Raw genomic sequence first — 15,968 nt, 5'->3', positions numbered from 1 at the left:
CAACAAATTCATGCCCAGGTGGAACAATGGTAAGTACCATCGTTTGAGCCTCGTTCCCGAAATTGTTTCTGTTTTGGAGCCTCTGGTTAGGGCTGAAACAGTCAGTGGCAATACTCTAGTCAGACTAACGGTGGGATCTTCGGGTTTTCTGCCCTATTCCCTACCCTGTGCCCATGCGTATCTCCACCGTGCCAACGCTGTCTCCAGAGTGGATTCTGGAACTTGTGGCTGAGATGACTCTCCAGCGCCAGGATGGTAGGGCGACGGGGGGGATTGTGCAGGGGATGACCACCCAGGTGCGGGAGGTACTCCAGGCCGACCGCGTACTGATTTACCACCTGTCCTCCCAGTCGGAGCCCATCGTTGTCGTTGAGGCCCATACTCCCGCCGTTGCCGATCTCCTAGGGCAGCGGGTCTTGGATCCGCTGGCGGGGGCCGCTTGGTGGCCGCACTATCTACGGCGGCAGTCCGTCGCCATTGCCGATGGATCCGACGATAGCCGTCTCTCCCCCCAAGACCGATCCCAGTGGCAGCACTTATCCGTGCGGTCGGCCCTAGTGGCCCCGGTGCTGGTGGGGGGAACTCTGTGGGGGCTTTGGGTGGTGCAGCACAGCCACCAACCCCACGATTGGCTCCCCATAGAATGCCAACTTTTGGAGCATTTAGCCCTGCATAGCGGCCTGTTCTTACCCCAGATGGACGACTCCGCAGCCCTCACTATAGGATCCGCTTCTCCCCAGTCTAGTGCCCCAACTCAGCCCTCCTCTCACCCTTCCCAACGGGCCATGGCGGTGGGGATTGCGGAAGCAACCCGTCAGGCCGAAAGCCGCTGGCAGGTCGCCCTAGAGGGAGCTGGGGCCGGGGTGTGGGACTGGAATATGCAGACCAACCAGGTCTTCTATTCGCGCCTGTGGAAGGCCATGTTGGGCTACACCGAAACCGAGGTGGGCAACGACTTCATCGAGTGGGATAGCCGCGTCCATCCCGACGACAAAACCTACACCTACATAGCCCTGGAGGATCACATCCAGGGCCGCACCCCCCATTACCAAAGTGAGCACCGCCTCCGCTGCAAAGACGGCACCTATAAATGGATGCTGGATCGGGGCCAGGTGATTGAACGCACCCCGGACGGTCAACCGTTGCGAATGATTGGCATTAACCACGACATCACCGACCGTAAGCGCATGGAGGAATCCCTGCGCCAAAGCGAAGAAGCCCTGCGGGAAAGCCGCAACAAATACCAAACCCTGTTTGAAACCCTACCCCTAGGTATTGCCATCACCGATGCCAAGGGCCAATTATTAGAAGTTAACCCCGCCTCCGAACAGTTGCTTGGACTCACCGCCAGCGAACAAACTGCCCGCACCTACGACGCCCCCGATTGGCAGATCATCCGCCCCGATGGCAGCCCCATGCCCGCCTCGGAATATGCCAGCGTCCGCGCCCTGACGGAAAACCGTTTTGTCCATGATGTGGAAATGGGCATTGTGAAAGCTCAGGGAAAAATTACCTGGATCAGCGTTAGCGCCGCCCCTATTCCCCTAGAACAGTATGGGGTAGCGATTTGCTATGTCGATATTACGGCCCGCAAGCGGCTAGAACAATCCCTCGCTCTTGCTAACTTTTCCCTAGAACAGCTTGGGATAGCTGCCCTTTGGGTGAATCGAGAAGGCAAAATTTGTCGCATGAATAGCCAACTCTGTATATCCCTGGGTTACAGTCGCGACGAATTATTGATGCAGCCCATTGAACGCATCATCCCCGATCTAGCTCCTACGGATTGGGCTAGCTTTTGGGCCACGGTTGATCATCAGAAACATCTCATCACCCAGGTTCATCATCGTACTAAACAGGGCACCGATTTCCCCGTTGAAGTGATGGTGCGACATATTCAATTTATGGGGAAAGAATATCTGTTTGCCCTAGCACAAAATATTCAAGAGCGGTTACATACTGAAACCCAACTGCGCCTACAAAGTGCAGCCCTAGAAGCCTGTGCCGACGCCGTGGTGATTACCGACGTGCAGGGGCGAGTGGAATGGGCCAATCCTGCCTTTACCGCGATTACTCAATACACTCTAGCTGAGGCGTTGGGAAAAAATCCCCGTGAACTGGTGAAGTCGGGGGAACATCCTCCATCCTTTTATCAGAACCTTTGGAAAACCATTCTATCGGGCCAGTGCTGGCGTGGCGAAATTATCAATCGTCGCAAGGACGGTACACTGTACTACGAATTTGCGACGATTACGCCTGTCCATGATCATCGCCATGACATTCATCATTTTGTTGCGATCAAACAAGATATCTCTGAACGCAAGGCCATTGAACTTTCCCTACGGCAGCAAGCGGAACGGGATCAAATGATCCAAGTGATCACCCACCGTATTCGCCAAACCCTAGATCTAGATCAGATTCTAGAAACCACCGTAGATGAGATTCGTCATTTTCTAGATGTAGATCGGGTGTTGATCTATCGCTTTAATACTGACCAGAACCGCATTGTTATCGCCGAATCAGTAGCCCAACCCTGGCCCTCATCCCTAGGCTATGAAATGCCAGACCCCTACTTCTTTGAACTCAGCGATGGTCAACTGTATCAAGGCTGCATTGAGGCCATTGACGATGTAAGTAAAGCTGACCTTCAGCCCTGCCACCAACAGGTATTAGCCAATCTTCATGTGCAGGCTAAACTGATGGTTCCTCTCTGGCAAGGCGAGACACTGTGGGGCATGATGGTAGCCCACCAATGTCGATCTCCACGATTATGGAAGCCTTTAGATCGAGGCTGTTTAATACAATTAGCCGTGCAGGTAGAAATTGCCATTTATCAGTCGGAATTGTACCGCCAACTAGAGCAAGTCAACCAAGAACTCGAACAACTTGCCACCCAAGATGGTCTCACCCAAATTGCCAATCGTCGCACCTTTAATCGGGTGCTAGAGCAAGAATGGGATCGAATGCAGCGGGATCAACAACCGCTTTCGTTGCTGTTGATCGACGTGGATTATTTCAAGCTCTACAACGATCACTATGGGCACCAGGCAGGCGATCATTGCCTCTGCCAGGTGGCCCAAGTATTGAAGAAGGCGGCTCAGCGTCCGGCGGATTTGGTGGCCCGCTATGGTGGCGAGGAATTTGCTGTTTTGCTACCCCAAACCGATACCAGAGGCGCTATTGAAGTCGCCCAGGCCATCCAGCGCCTCCTTCACGACCTAGCTGTTGAGCATCGCTATTCCCCCATTAGCCTCCAAGTGACCGTCAGCATAGGGCTAGGCACCATCATTCCCAGTTCCACCGCGTCTATGGATGAGTGGGTTTACCAAACCGACCAAGCCCTCTATGCCGCCAAAGCCCAAGGTCGCAACAGCTATGTTCAGGCTCAGGCGACCATCTCACTGCCACCCTCCGACACCTAGCCCATCGCAGCCGATCCCGTTCAGATGTAGGGCAAATCCGTTGATCGGGCTAATTTAGCGGGAACAATTCTTCTCAAGGCAACCAATCACGACGATCCCAGCATCCGCCATAGATCGCGACAATCCTTCAACGTTTTTCTGAATAGGGATTTCAACCCTTACGGCCCTGGTGCCCAGGTTGGCTTGACACAAAACTTAATATTTTTCTATTGAGAATCATTCCGACTTGTGGTGTGATGGGCTTGTTGAACTTGGTTCTCAATAAGCTCTGGCTGAACTGAGGGCCGTTGCCATAGGATGTCTTCATCATGCAAACCTACGGAAATACTGACGTTAACTACGACTGGTGGGCTGGAAACGCCCGCTTTGCAAACCTTTCGGGCCTATTCATTGCGGCCCATGTCGCCCAAGCTGCCCTAATTGCCCTCTGGGCCGGGGCCTTCACCCTGTACGAACTCTCTTGGTTTGATCCGGCCCTACCCCTGGGCGAACAGGGGTTAATCCTGCTGCCTCACCTGGCCACCTTGGGTTTGGGAATTGCCGATGGCGGAATGATTGTGGATACCGAACCCTACTTTGTGGTGGGGGTGGTGCACCTAATTTCCTCGGCGGTGCTGGGAGCGGGGGCGCTGTTCCACACTGTCAAAGCTCCTGCTGATCTGAAGCAGGCCGAGGGCTGGGCGCGGCGCTTCCATTTCGAGTGGGAAAACCCAGCCCAATTAGGAATGATTCTCGGTCATCACCTGCTGTTTTTGGGGGCGGGGGCGCTGCTTCTCGTCGCCAAAGCCACCACCTGGGGCGGGTTGTACGATGCCACCCAGCAAACCGTGCGCCTGGTGCAGCCCACCCTCGATCCCTGGGTGATCTACGGCTACCAAACCCACTTCGCCAGCATTAGCAGCCTAGAGGATTTGGTCGGTGGGCACCTCTATGTGGGCGTTCTGCTGCTGGCGGGGGGCCTCTGGCACATTCTGGTGCCGCCGATGAAGTGGGCCAAAAACCTGCTGATGTTCTCCGGCGAGGCGATTTTGTCCTATTCCCTAGGGGGCATTGCCCTAGCAGGTTTTGTGGCCGCCTACTTCTGTGCCGTCAATACCCTGGCCTACCCCGTGGAATTCTACGGCCCGCCGCTGACGGTCAAACTCGGCATCATGCCCTACTTTGCCGACACCGTGGCCCTACCGCTGAATGCCCACACCTCCCGCTGTTGGCTGGCCAACGCCCACTTCATCCTGGCCTTCCTGTTTTTGCAAGGGCACCTGTGGCACGCCCTACGAGCTATTGGATTCGACTTCCGGCGCGTTGAACAAGCCCTGAGCGCCATCGAATCCTAACCCCGTTGGATCCGTTCTCCTCTCTCTCTTTGGGGGGCATTTATAGGCTCCAACATCCTGCCCCCCTTTTCTCTTTTTCCCCGCATTTGATGTTTGCAGCACAGCGATTTAGGTCGTCAAACTAATGAGTAAGATTGGTCTCTTCTACGGCACTCAAACCGGAAACACCGAAACCCTAGCCCAAGCCATCCAAGCCGAATTTGGCGGCGATAGCGTTGTCACACTCCACGACATTGCCGACGCTAGCCCCGATGATTTTGCTGACTATGCCTGTTTGATTGTGGGTTGCCCCACCTGGAATATTGGTGAACTCCAGGCCGACTGGGAAGGCTTCTACGACGAACTGGATGAGATTGACTTTAGCGGCAAAAAAGTCGCCTACTTTGGCGCGGGTGATCAAATTGGCTATGCCGATAACTTCCAAGATGCTATGGGTATTTTGGCCGAAAAAATTAGCTCCCTCGGCGGCACCACTGTCGGTCAATGGCCTACGAGCGGCTACGAATTTAACGAATCCAAAGCCGTCCAAAATGGCAAATTTGTCGGCCTTGCCCTAGACGAAGACAACCAGCCCGAACTCACCGAAAGCCGCATTTCTAACTGGGCATCTCAAGTCAAAATGGCCTTTGGTGTTTAGATCTCAAACCACCATAAGTCGAGGGATTTCCAATACATAATGTGGCGAATTCCACCTGTGTGAAGTACATAGCAATGATCCCCCCTGCTCCCCTTGAAAAGGGGGGTACAGAGCGAAACCTAGCCCGCTAGGTGCTGGGGGGATCTAGAACCCAACAACGGTGTGCAGTCTTTGGCTTGCGCTGTAACCCACCCTTACGAGAAGCAAGCTACACCCTAAATCCCTCTCCCCCAGGGATTAGATAGGCAATCTTTTCACCCTGCTCATCCGATTCCATTACCCTGATTGACCAGCCATTTTTGATGACTTTCCTCCCTAACCCAAATCCCATTCCTATGCTTCAATCCACCCAGCCCGAAGCCCTTTGGCTTAATGTCAGCCCCAGTTTTCAGCGGTTTGATCAAGCGCTTTTAAAAACGCTAGCCCGCCACATTGATATTTCCCACTGGGCCTATCGCCAAACCCCCGACGAACCCAGTTCCTTGGCTGTTGCCCTGGATTTGCTGCACGATTTTATGGCAGACCAAACTCGCCCCCTGCACCTAATTGGCCACGGCACGGGCGGACTGGTGGGGCTGCTCTATGCCCGTCAATGCCCGGAGCGGGTGCGCTCCCTCACCCTGCTCTCCGTGGGCGTTAACCCCATAGTGGACTGGCAGGCCCACTACTACGCCCAGTTGGAAGCCCTGCCCTGTTCCCGTCATCGGGTGCTGGCGCAGATGGCCTATACCCTGTTTGGTCACCAGGCCCGCCCCTTAGTGAGCGGCTGGGTGCGGCTGCTAGAAAAGGATTTGGCCCATTCTCCCTCACCCCATTCCCTTTGGAAGCGCCAGAGTTCCTTTCCCGGACGGGTGCCCGTGCCGATGATGGTGTGCGGCAGCGAAGATGATGCCGTGATCAGCCCCGACCAAATCCAGGGCTGGCAACCGTGGCTAAAACCAGGGGATCGGCTGTGGCAGTGCCCCGGTGGGCGACATTTTTTCCATGCGGCCCATCCCGAAGCGGTGGCCCAGGAGGTGCTGAAGTTTTGGCAGGTTCCCACCGCCCTGCTGCCCCAAGACCTAGTTTGCCTTGCCAGCCTGCGCGATGCCTAAGCCCAAATCCGAGCCAGAAGACCCCGATTCCCAGGCCGACAACCCCTAGGGGCGAGGTCTTCTCGCCCGCTGATAGCGTGGGTAAGTAAGCTGGATTCGGCGTCAGATCAGACCGTCCCAGTCCCCAGACCAGTCCTCTTACGTCCAATTGAATTGAGTCCGAAGCCCCCATCCCCATTCCTGGAGTAAACGTTGGCGATATGCTGACCGAAAACCCTGGTACCATAAAGGGTCTGTCAAAAAGTTGCCCCAGTTTAAGGATTTCGGTTTAGGATTTCGATCTATTCAATCTAAATAATGTAGGGGTGGCTAAATGGGTAAGACCAGCCTATGGTGGGGCCAACTTAGGCAAGCTCGGTCTTGGGGTTGGCCCGTTCGGATGATGGCCCGGTTTTCGGACATGGCTGATTGCGGGGCCAAGGCATAATTGCAGGGATGAGGAAGGCAAGAACTATGGCGCTGATCGTACAGAAATATGGGGGCACCTCCGTGGGCACCGTGGATCGCATCCAGGCGGTGGCGCAACGGGTGAAGGCTACGGTGGAGGCTGGCAATAGCGTGGTGGTGGTGGTCTCTGCCATGGGCAAAACCACCGACAGCCTAGTGAAGCTGGCCAACGACATTACCGATCAACCCAGCCGCCGCGAGATGGATATGCTGCTCTCGACGGGGGAGCAGGTGTCCATTGCGTTGCTTTCCATGGCGCTGCACAGCCTCGGCCAAGATGCCATCTCCCTCACCGGGGCGCAGGTGGGTATTGTCACCGAGGCGGAACATACCCGTGCCCGCATTCTCACCATCAACCCGGAACGGATGCAACGCCACCTGGCCGAGGGCAAAGTGATTGTGGTGGCGGGCTTCCAGGGCATTAGCCAAACCACCGATTTAGAAATTACCACCCTGGGTCGAGGCGGTTCCGATACCTCGGCGGTGGCCCTAGCGGCGGCCCTCCAGGCCGACAAGTGCGAGATCTATACCGATGTACCGGGGATTCTCACCACCGACCCGCGCCTGGTGCCGGAAGCGCAGTTGATGGAAGAAATCACCAGCGACGAAATGCTGGAACTGGCCAGCCTGGGGGCCAAGGTGCTGCATCCCCGTGCGGTGGAGATCGCCCGTAACTACGGCGTGACCCTAGTGGTGCGATCTAGCTGGACGGACGAACCGGGCACCCGCGTGATTTCGCCCCAGCCCCAACCCCGCCCCCTAGAAGGCTTGGAACTGGCTAACCCCGTAGATGCCGTGGAGTTTGACACCGATCAGGCCAAGGTCGCTCTGTTGCGGATTCCCGACCGTCCCGGCATTGCCGCCCGTCTATTTGGGGAACTGGCCAACCAAGACCTCAATGTAGACCTGATCATCCAGTCCATCCACGAGGGCAACACCAACGACATTGCCTTTACCCTGGTGCGATCCAACCTCAACCGGGCCGAAGCCGTGGCCGAAGCCATTGCCCCCGCCCTGCGCAGCAACCCCACCGACACCACCCAAGCCGAGGTGATGGTGGACACCAACATGGCCAAAATCAGCATCGCCGGGGCCGGGATGATCGGTCGTCCGGGGGTGGCGGCGATGATGTTTTTGACCCTAGCCGAGGCGGGGATCAATATTCAGTTGATCTCCACCTCCGAGGTGAAGGTCAGTTGCACCATCGACGCCAAGGACTGTGATCGCGCCATTGCCGCTCTCTGCCAAGCCTTCGAGGTCACCTCCTCTCCTCGGCCTCAATCGGCATCGGAAAATACGTCCCTGGCCTCAACCCAAACGACCCCGGTGGTGCGCGGTGCCGCCCTGGATACCAAACAGGCCCAGGTGGCCATTCGCCATGTGCCCGACCAACCGGGCATGGCGGCGAAAATCTTCCAACTCCTGGCTAACAACGGCGTCAGCGTGGATATGATCATCCAGTCCCAGCGCTGCCGTTTGGTGAATGGCCACCCCACCCGCGACATCGCCTTCACCGTGGCCCAGGCCGATGCCCGTCTAGCCAGGGAACTGATGGAGCAAGCCGCCCAGGAACTTGGGTTTGGGGAAGTGGTGGTGAACGAAGCCATCGCCAAGGTCAGCGTGGTCGGCATCGGTATGATCTATGCCCCTGGCGTGGCGGCTCGGATGTTCAAGGCGCTTTCTGAGCAGGGCATTAACCTACAAATGATTGCCACATCAGAAATCAAAATTAGCTGCGTGGTGGATGAATCGGAAGGTGTTAAAGCGCTCCAGGCCATCCACAGTGTCTTTGGCCTCGCTGGAACTAAGGCGGTGGTTGTCCCTGCCTAGGCGTTTTCCAGGTCAAACTCTCGGTGTTAGCCAGCGTCTTCCCTCAACCGATTCAGTATGACAGTCGTATCCAAGCGCACCACGATACGACGCCTCGACAGAGTGACTTTAGTCTCAGGCTCTATGGCCAACGCTGGATCTATGCCATGGAGTTATGGGCCGACTGCGCACTCCAACGGATAGCACTCAAACCCCATAAGCAGCGCTATTTTCAGCGGGGTTTCCATGCTCTATCCCTGATGCAGCAAACTCTCTAGGTGCGTTGTCACCCGTTGAGGAGTCTGTCATGATCAATCCTCCATGCGGCTTATCCCCCATTCAAACGCTGATTCCGCTCAATGCGTTTCGGCTCACTGAAATCCGCTATGAATTAGTTCAATCCGTTCAATCCGTTAAAACTGAGCCATCCAATACTCTCGACGTAGCCGAGCAATGGCGTCGATGGAAATTCCCTTTGGGCACACCGCCTGACATTCTCCATGGTTGGAACAATCGCCAAACCCTTCGGTAGCCATCTGATCGGTCATGGCTAGGACACGGGCTTTGCGTTCAGGATGGCCCTGGGGCAATAGGGACAGATGGGCTACCTTTGCTGCCGTAAACAGCGCCGCCGAGGCATTGGGGCAGGCCGCCACACAGGCTCCACAGCCAATGCATGCCGCATAGTCGAAGGCTTTATCGGCCTTGGCCTTGGGGATGGGGATGGCGTTGGCTTCCGGGGCCGATCCGGTTTTAGCGCTGATGTAGCCCCCTGCCACCATGATTCGATCTAGGGCGGTGCGGTCTACCACCAAATCCTTAAGCACGGGAAAGGCTTTGGCCCGCCAGGGTTCTACGGTAAGGGTTTGGCCGTCTTGGAAATGGCGCAAATAGAGCTGGCAGGTGGCGGTTTCGGTTTGGCCACCGTGGGCTTGGCCGTTAATCATCAGGCCACAGGATCCACAGATGCCCTCGCGACAGTCGTGGTCAAACTCGATGGGGTCTTCCCCTTGGTGGATCAGTTGCTCGTTGAGCACATCCAGCAGTTCCAAGAAGGACATATCGGGATGGGCTTCAGCCAGGGTGTAGGTCTGAAACTGCCCCGGCCCATCGGGGTTCGGTTGTCGCCAAACCTTGAGATGAAGTTGCATAGCGCGAGATCGAACAACAGTGACAGCCCTAGGGTTTCGGAACTTAGGTTTTCGCTGATCGGGCCGTTTCTTTAGGGTATACCCGATCCGCAGAGAAAAACACAGCCTGATACCGGAGTAAACCAACTGGATTGAACGAGGTTAAGGATGCAACCAAACCCGCTTTAGACACCCCCAATTCCTAGCATCCGAAAACCGTCATCCGAAAACCGTAGGGGCAAGGTTTCCTGACCCGTTAGATACCGGGGGTAAACGAGTCGGACTTAATCGGGAGTGCCCTCCACAGGCTATTTTGTAGCCATGCCCAATGATGGACTTATGGACTGCAAGGAGAATAGCGTGGCGTCTAAACGACTGATTATTGAAATGGGGATGGGGGTCGATCAGCATGGCCAAGATCCGACCGTGGCGGCGGCGCGGGCTGTGCGTAATGCCATTGCCCACAATGCCCTGCCTGGGGTGTGGGAGGTGGCGGGCTTGAGCCATCCCAATGAAATGATGGTGGAGGTTCAGGTGGCGGTGCCCTTTCCAGACCAGGTGCGTCAGGACGAGGTGCTGTCGGTATTGCCCTTTGGCCAAAAAACGCTGGTGCTGAGCGATGGCGGTATGGTGGTGGCGGGGCGGGCCATCCCCGAACTCGACGACAAAAATGATGATATGTACGTGGCCATTGCCGCTGTCACGGTTTCCATCCCCGTCTAGCAGCCTATCCGGGCTAACACAAACGATTCCTAAACCCAGCCACCCGTAGGGGCAAGGTTTCCTCGCCCGCTGATATCGCGGGTAAGCCCGTCGGCCTGAGTCTGCATCAGGAGTCTAGCCCGATCTAGGAAAGGCTATCTCAGCCTAGGAAGTGGCCAAGGCCGCTTGCTGAGCGGCAAGGAGTTGTTGGATGCCCCGTTCGCCCAGGTCGAGGATCTGGTTCATGTGCTGACGGCTAAAGCTGCCTGCTTCGGCGGTGCCCTGGACTTCGATAATATCTAGGGCATCGTTGAGCACCACATTAAAATCCACTGTGGCCGCCACATCTTCTTCGTAGGACAAATCTAAGAACGCCTCGTTCTCTAGCAGCCCCACTGAAACCGCCGCCACTTGATGCACCAAAGGCGACTGGGTCAACATGCCCTGGTCTAAAAGGGACTGAATCGCATCCTGCAAGGCCACATAGCCCCCGGTAATGGAGGCGGTTCGGGTGCCCGCATCGGCCTGCAATACGTCGGCATCCACCAGTAGGGTACGCTCCCCCAGCAGGTCAAAGTCTAGGGCGGCACGCAGGCTGCGGCCAATCAGCCGCTGAATTTCCTGGGTACGCCCCGACAACTTGAGCATTTCGCGGGTTTGACGCTGGGGAGTGGCTCCGGGCAGCATCCGATATTCCGCCGTCAGCCAGCCTCGCCCCGTGCCCTGCAAGAATTTGGGTACCCCCTCCTCCACCCCCACGGTACAGAGCACCTGGGTCTCGCCACAGCGGGTCAGCACCGAACCCTCGGCAAACTTGGTGAAACGGCGCTGAAAGCTTACCGGACGGAGTTGATCGGGGGCGCGACCGTCTGGACGTTGCCAAACCATAGATACCAGGGAAATGGGTCGTCCCCTAGAATACAGCAGGCGGCTGGGCTTGGGCGGAATTTTTCACCCCATCCTGGGGATCAGGGCTCCATCAATTCTCATTACATATGGCGTTAGAGAACCGTGTAAGACCCAGAAAGTACGCTATATTTAGCCCAGCGTTTTTCACCGTCCCCCGCCCCTGTCTGATGGTCTCCCAACTCAAAGTGACGGGCTTTTCCCCGTCGTCCCCCACCGTGCTGCGCCATCCCTTGCTCCAAGCCATTGAGGGAACGGTACAGGTGTATACCTCGGTTCATCGCAGCTTTTTTACCAATGTGATGGTGCAAGCCCTGCGCACCGCCGAACAGGGTAAACCCGTCCTCATCGTGCAGTTTCTCAAGGGCGGGATGGATCAAGGCCCAGAGAACCCCATGCAGCTTGGCCAAAACCTAGACTGGGTTCGCTGTGCCCTGCCCTACTGCATCCATGAAGCCCCGGCCAGCCCAGAGGCCCGACAGGCCGTGGCCGATCTGTGGCAACATACCCAGGCGGTGGTCAATAAGGGCCGCTACGGGCTGGTGGTGCTGGATGAACTCAGCCTTGCCGTCCACTACAACCTAATTGTCGCCGACGAGGTGGTTGACCTATTGCGCCACCGTCCACCCCAGATCGATATCATCCTCACTGGCCCAGAAATGCCGGAATCGCTGCTAAAGGTGGCGGATCAGGTGACGGAACTTCGGCGCAATATCCCGATTTGAATGGTTGAGGGTTAAAGTGTATATCTCTTTATGACGGCTTAAGATTCTTGATATACTCGTGTAGTACAAGCTTCAAGAATCTTGAAAGCATCTTGATTCAGGGCTGAAGGGGGGCACCTATACCTATAAACTCGCCTGGGGTTCCCAGAGTCTGATGTGAGGATTCCAACCCCATCGAGAAATTCAAACTGTCGCCTATCTAACCTCACTGGAGCCTCAATCCATAGTGACTTTTATAAGGCTGTGCTGTACTGATAACCTTATTCAAGCTAGGATTGCCATGTTAGCCCACTCCTTGTAAAGTTACAAAGTCCCTAAGAGGAGGGTAGCAATGCGTCCGGGAGAGTTTACGTACAGACCAGAACATAAGCCAAACCAACTTATTTGTGGGAAAGGACAAACGGCAGTAATTACAGGCTGGACTGTCAAGAAAATCGTAGCCAAACACCTTAACCCGGAGGATTTCGCCGTTATTGGCCAACTATATAGTCCAACTAGGGGTATTAACCTTCTAATTCGTAACCTTCTACTAAATCCTCATGTACGTTTTCTTGTCATACTAAATGCGACAAGGGAAGACAGCAGTTCCGGTAGCCAGAGATGTTTGGCGGACTTTTTTCAATACGGCTTTGAGAAAGGATATAGCGATACTAACCGTCCTTGCTGGGTTATACGTTCTAGCATTAAGGGCAATATTGATATTGAGGTCGATCAGAAGGCTCTAGAGACTCTAAGAGAGGCTATTGAATGGAAGGAGGTTGAAACCCTGCAAGAGGCAATTAGTGCTACGAAGTACTATGCTAGTCGCCCTCCAGTTGAGCCTTGGGGTTCTCCGTGTGACTTCCCTTTGGAGATCAAGGAGCCGGATGTGCTTCCTGGCGAATTATATGGCCATCGAATAGAAGGAAAAACAATTGCAGAGACATGGGTTAAGATTATTCACCGAATTAAAACCACAGGGGTTATGCGTCCAACTGGTTATGATGGGCAGCTTCAGGAACTCATTAACCTGATGGCTGTAGTAACTCATGAGGTTGAAGACCCTAAAAAAATCTGCATACCTGACCCAAATTACCTGCCCTGCGATCAAGATTCTATCAATGCGTATCTTCCTCAGATTTTAGAAGATTCCCCAGTAGTTGAGGGCGTAAAATATACCTACGGCCAGCGACTTCGCTCTTGGTTTGGAGTAGATCAGGTAGAACAAGTCATTGAGAAATTAATCAGTGAAATAGATGCAGCGAGTGCTGTTATGTCACTATGGGATGTCCGGGATCATGAAGTCGGGGGAAGCCCATGCCTAAACCATATTTGGCTCAGGGTTCTAGAAGGTGAACTAACTTTAACCGCTCTATTCCGAAGTAATGATATGTTCTCCGCATGGCCAGCTAATGCGTTTGGATTACGTGCTCTACAGAAGGAAATCAGAGATTCCATAGTTCAAAGAACCTCAGGCCGGGATGACTTAGGCAAGTATAAACTGAAGCTAGGTTGCCTCATTACTATTAGCCAAAGTGCTCACATCTACGACGACTGTTGGGAAAATGCGGAGCAGTTGATCAACAACCAATATGCCAAAATTCTCCAGGCGGAGATGAATGCGGAAGATGACGAGTACTATAGGGATCCTGCGGGCAATTTCATTATTGAAGTATTAGCGAATAAACAGCAGATCCGTGTGCTGAGAACAACACCTGGCAATGATGGGACAGAGGTGAAGGCTTACATTGGTAAACGACCACTTGATTTGGTACGGCAAATTTGTAATGATAGTCCGTCAATTCGCCCCGATCATATTGGCTATCTTGGTATAGAGCTTCAAAAGGCAAGACGTGCATTACTTTTGGGTGAAGAATATGTTCAAGATGTAGATACTACACGGTGAAGCTAATGATTCAGAATAAGAGAATTAGACCGACATGGGACGAGTATTTTCTGATGTTAGCCAAGTTGGCAGCAACACGCTCGACCTGTCTAGCTCGACCTGTCGGGGCTGTTATCGTTAAGGATAAGCAAGTCATAGCTACTGGATATAACGGCCCTCCATCGGGTTCAGAACATTGCCTTGAACTCGGCTATTGCTACGAGGGCTTGCATAAATGCACAGATCGCAAAGATCTTCCCTCTCGTGCTGTTCATGCCGAGATTAATGCAATTGCTCAAGCCGCTAGACGTGGAGTTAGTACTGACAACGCTAGTATTTATGTAACTTTAGAGCCTTGTCTCTCCTGTCTGAAGTCGATCATTGCTTCAGGTATACGAGAGATCATCTATGAATCCCCTCTTGGCAATGAAGACTCGGAAAGAGTTCGCGACTTTTTTGTTCTAGAAGGGCTTATAAAACTCAGGCAAGCTAAGGTCTCAGAAGAATTCATGGCTAAAATATTACTGTCAGAGCTACAGCTAGCTCCTGTCAATGAGGGCGATCTATGACGTTTATGTCTTCAAAGGAAATCTGTCAATGTATCCGAAGTGGCAAGATAAAAATAGCCTATTACGCCATTCAGTTTGATCCAGAAAAATCGGAAAAAATTGGCCAAAAAATATTCGTAAAACCTGATCCTGACGAAAATGATACCGCTTTAGACAAAGCGATTAGGGATTACTTTTTTGACTCTCTTAAGGGCGACAGCTTGTACTTTCATACTGGCCCCTACGTTAAGATCGAATATCTTACTAATCTGCAAAGACGTAGATTTCGTGATGGCAAGACGGATGTTATCTCGCTTGAAAAAATTAAATCACTAGTTGTTGCATCTGGAGAACATCTGGTCATCTCTACAAATGAGTACATAGAGCTTTCAGATGACGTAGGTGCTTCAATATGCGCAACTGTCAGCAAAACTGACGTCGGGTTTTCCCATGTATCTACGATTATTGACCCGTTGTGGAGAGGAAACCTCCAAATCGGAATGTCTAATCTCTCAAGACGAGGTTGCACACTAAAATATTTAGATAATCTTTGCTCCGTTAGATTTCATTATCTAGAGGGCGAGATTGACGGGACATGGGAAAGGCGAAGGAACTGGAAGCATTTCGCAAACAACTACTTTGAAGAAGATAAACAGCCGAAGATTCCGATTAGTTCTGAGGAGTTAGACAATATCGTCATCCCATGGAGAGATATTGCTTTGACGAGGCAAGAATGGGAGACTTTCATCAAGAGACTATGTCAAGGTCTCGGCGTTACAGCAGCCCTAGTTACTATAACTTTTTTAAATAGGTTACACATTCAACTTCAGACTCTAAGTAGTCTATCAGAGAACTTGCGAATTAATGAGGCAGAAATTGGAGAAGTTGAACTCAACCTGGCAAGAGTACAAAAGGATTTAGATACTTTAAATACTAGGATAGATAAAGTAGAGAACATGGTGGTGGCTTCTGGAGAAGCTGGAATAGCATTTTCTAGTCTGAAAAATACCGAAGAACTAAGAATCCCTATGAGTTTTTTGTTGTCTGATGAATCAGTGTCTGATGAATCAGTATCTATATATGTGCTGTTTAAAGGCATCTCTTCCTCTAATCTTACCTATGAAGTGGTTCTGCCAGAAGAGGAGAGTACTGTAAATTCCCAGTCCAGGAAGAAGGAGGCCATCTTACAAGTACAGTATTTAGGAGAAGTAGCAGAGGGTGAAGAAATATCAGGGACTGTAGAATGGATTGTTGCTCGATAATATATGGGCGCTAACATTATGGATATTGTGGATTCTGTAATGAAAGTTGAAAATGAAGATCGAATTCACTGCATAACCTAAGAATATTAGG

At 53.2% G+C, this 15,968-nt stretch carries 12 protein-coding genes and 1 pseudogene; 11 read left to right on the top strand and 2 right to left on the bottom strand.

Going from position 1 to position 15,968, the window contains the following annotated elements:
* Window positions 1-173: 173 nt before the first annotated feature.
* The 6 genes and pseudogenes from H6G62_RS09270 to H6G62_RS09245 all read left to right on the top strand — a co-directional run.
* A complete protein-coding gene (locus tag H6G62_RS09270; RefSeq protein ID WP_190494345.1) occupies window positions 174-3,419 on the top strand; it encodes a PAS domain S-box protein in 3,246 nt (1,081 codons plus the stop codon).
* Between the two features lie 308 nt (window positions 3,420-3,727).
* Window positions 3,728-4,753: a chlorophyll a/b binding light-harvesting protein gene (locus H6G62_RS09265; RefSeq protein ID WP_190494342.1), complete on the top strand. Its 1,026-nt coding sequence runs from the start codon at window positions 3,728-3,730 to the stop codon at window positions 4,751-4,753.
* 124 nt (window positions 4,754-4,877) lie between these two features.
* Window positions 4,878-5,390: a flavodoxin FldA gene (fldA, locus tag H6G62_RS09260; RefSeq protein ID WP_190494340.1), complete on the top strand. Its 513-nt coding sequence runs from the start codon at window positions 4,878-4,880 to the stop codon at window positions 5,388-5,390.
* Window positions 5,391-5,725: 335 nt separating this feature from the next.
* Window positions 5,726-6,484 carry an alpha/beta hydrolase gene (locus H6G62_RS09255; RefSeq protein WP_190494338.1) on the top strand — a complete coding sequence of 253 codons (759 nt, stop codon included), beginning with the start codon at window positions 5,726-5,728 and terminating at the stop codon, window positions 6,482-6,484.
* Between the two features lie 453 nt (window positions 6,485-6,937).
* Window positions 6,938-8,761, top strand: a complete 1,824-nt coding sequence (locus H6G62_RS09250; protein ID WP_190494336.1) for an aspartate kinase — start codon at window positions 6,938-6,940, stop codon at window positions 8,759-8,761.
* Between the two features lie 65 nt (window positions 8,762-8,826).
* Window positions 8,827-9,018, top strand: a pseudogene (locus H6G62_RS09245) (IS4 family transposase); the annotation flags it as partial.
* 135 nt (window positions 9,019-9,153) lie between these two features.
* On the opposite strand, the gene H6G62_RS09240 reads toward H6G62_RS09245, so the two are convergent.
* Entirely contained in the window at window positions 9,154-9,891 is a 738-nt protein-coding gene (locus H6G62_RS09240; protein WP_190494334.1) for a succinate dehydrogenase/fumarate reductase iron-sulfur subunit, read from the bottom strand.
* 339 nt (window positions 9,892-10,230) lie between these two features.
* Here H6G62_RS09240 and H6G62_RS09235 point away from each other — a divergent pair, with 339 nt between their 5' ends.
* Complete coding sequence (locus tag H6G62_RS09235) at window positions 10,231-10,593, top strand: Lin0512 family protein (RefSeq protein WP_190494333.1); 363 nt, start codon at window positions 10,231-10,233, stop codon at window positions 10,591-10,593.
* Window positions 10,594-10,737: 144 nt separating this feature from the next.
* Here the strand turns inward: H6G62_RS09235 and rph are convergent, their stop codons facing one another.
* Window positions 10,738-11,460: a ribonuclease PH gene (gene rph, locus H6G62_RS09230; protein ID WP_190494331.1), complete on the bottom strand. Its 723-nt coding sequence runs from the start codon at window positions 11,458-11,460 to the stop codon at window positions 10,738-10,740.
* Between the two features lie 188 nt (window positions 11,461-11,648).
* On the opposite strand from rph, the gene H6G62_RS09225 reads away from it, so the two are divergent.
* From H6G62_RS09225 to H6G62_RS09210, 4 genes are all read left to right on the top strand, one after another.
* Entirely contained in the window at window positions 11,649-12,203 is a 555-nt protein-coding gene (locus tag H6G62_RS09225; protein ID WP_190494329.1) for a P-loop NTPase family protein, read from the top strand.
* Between the two features lie 604 nt (window positions 12,204-12,807).
* Window positions 12,808-14,088 carry a thymidylate synthase gene (locus tag H6G62_RS09220; protein WP_242051907.1) on the top strand — a complete coding sequence of 427 codons (1,281 nt, stop codon included), beginning with the start codon at window positions 12,808-12,810 and terminating at the stop codon, window positions 14,086-14,088.
* Between the two features lie 5 nt (window positions 14,089-14,093).
* Complete coding sequence (locus H6G62_RS09215; protein ID WP_190494326.1) at window positions 14,094-14,636, top strand: dCMP deaminase family protein; 543 nt, start codon at window positions 14,094-14,096, stop codon at window positions 14,634-14,636.
* The gene (locus H6G62_RS09210; RefSeq protein ID WP_190494324.1) at window positions 14,633-15,877 is read left to right on the top strand and encodes a hypothetical protein; all 1,245 of its coding nucleotides are present in this window, start codon (window positions 14,633-14,635) and stop codon (window positions 15,875-15,877) included. Before H6G62_RS09215 ends, H6G62_RS09210 begins: the two co-directional genes overlap by 4 nt.
* Window positions 15,878-15,968 lie beyond the last annotated feature (91 nt).

It is taken from the genome of Phormidium sp. FACHB-1136, assembly GCF_014697375.1.
Taxonomy (GTDB): domain Bacteria; phylum Cyanobacteriota; class Cyanobacteriia; order Phormidesmidales; family Phormidesmidaceae; genus Nodosilinea.
This window is presented reverse-complemented; position numbering and strand designations above follow the sequence as displayed.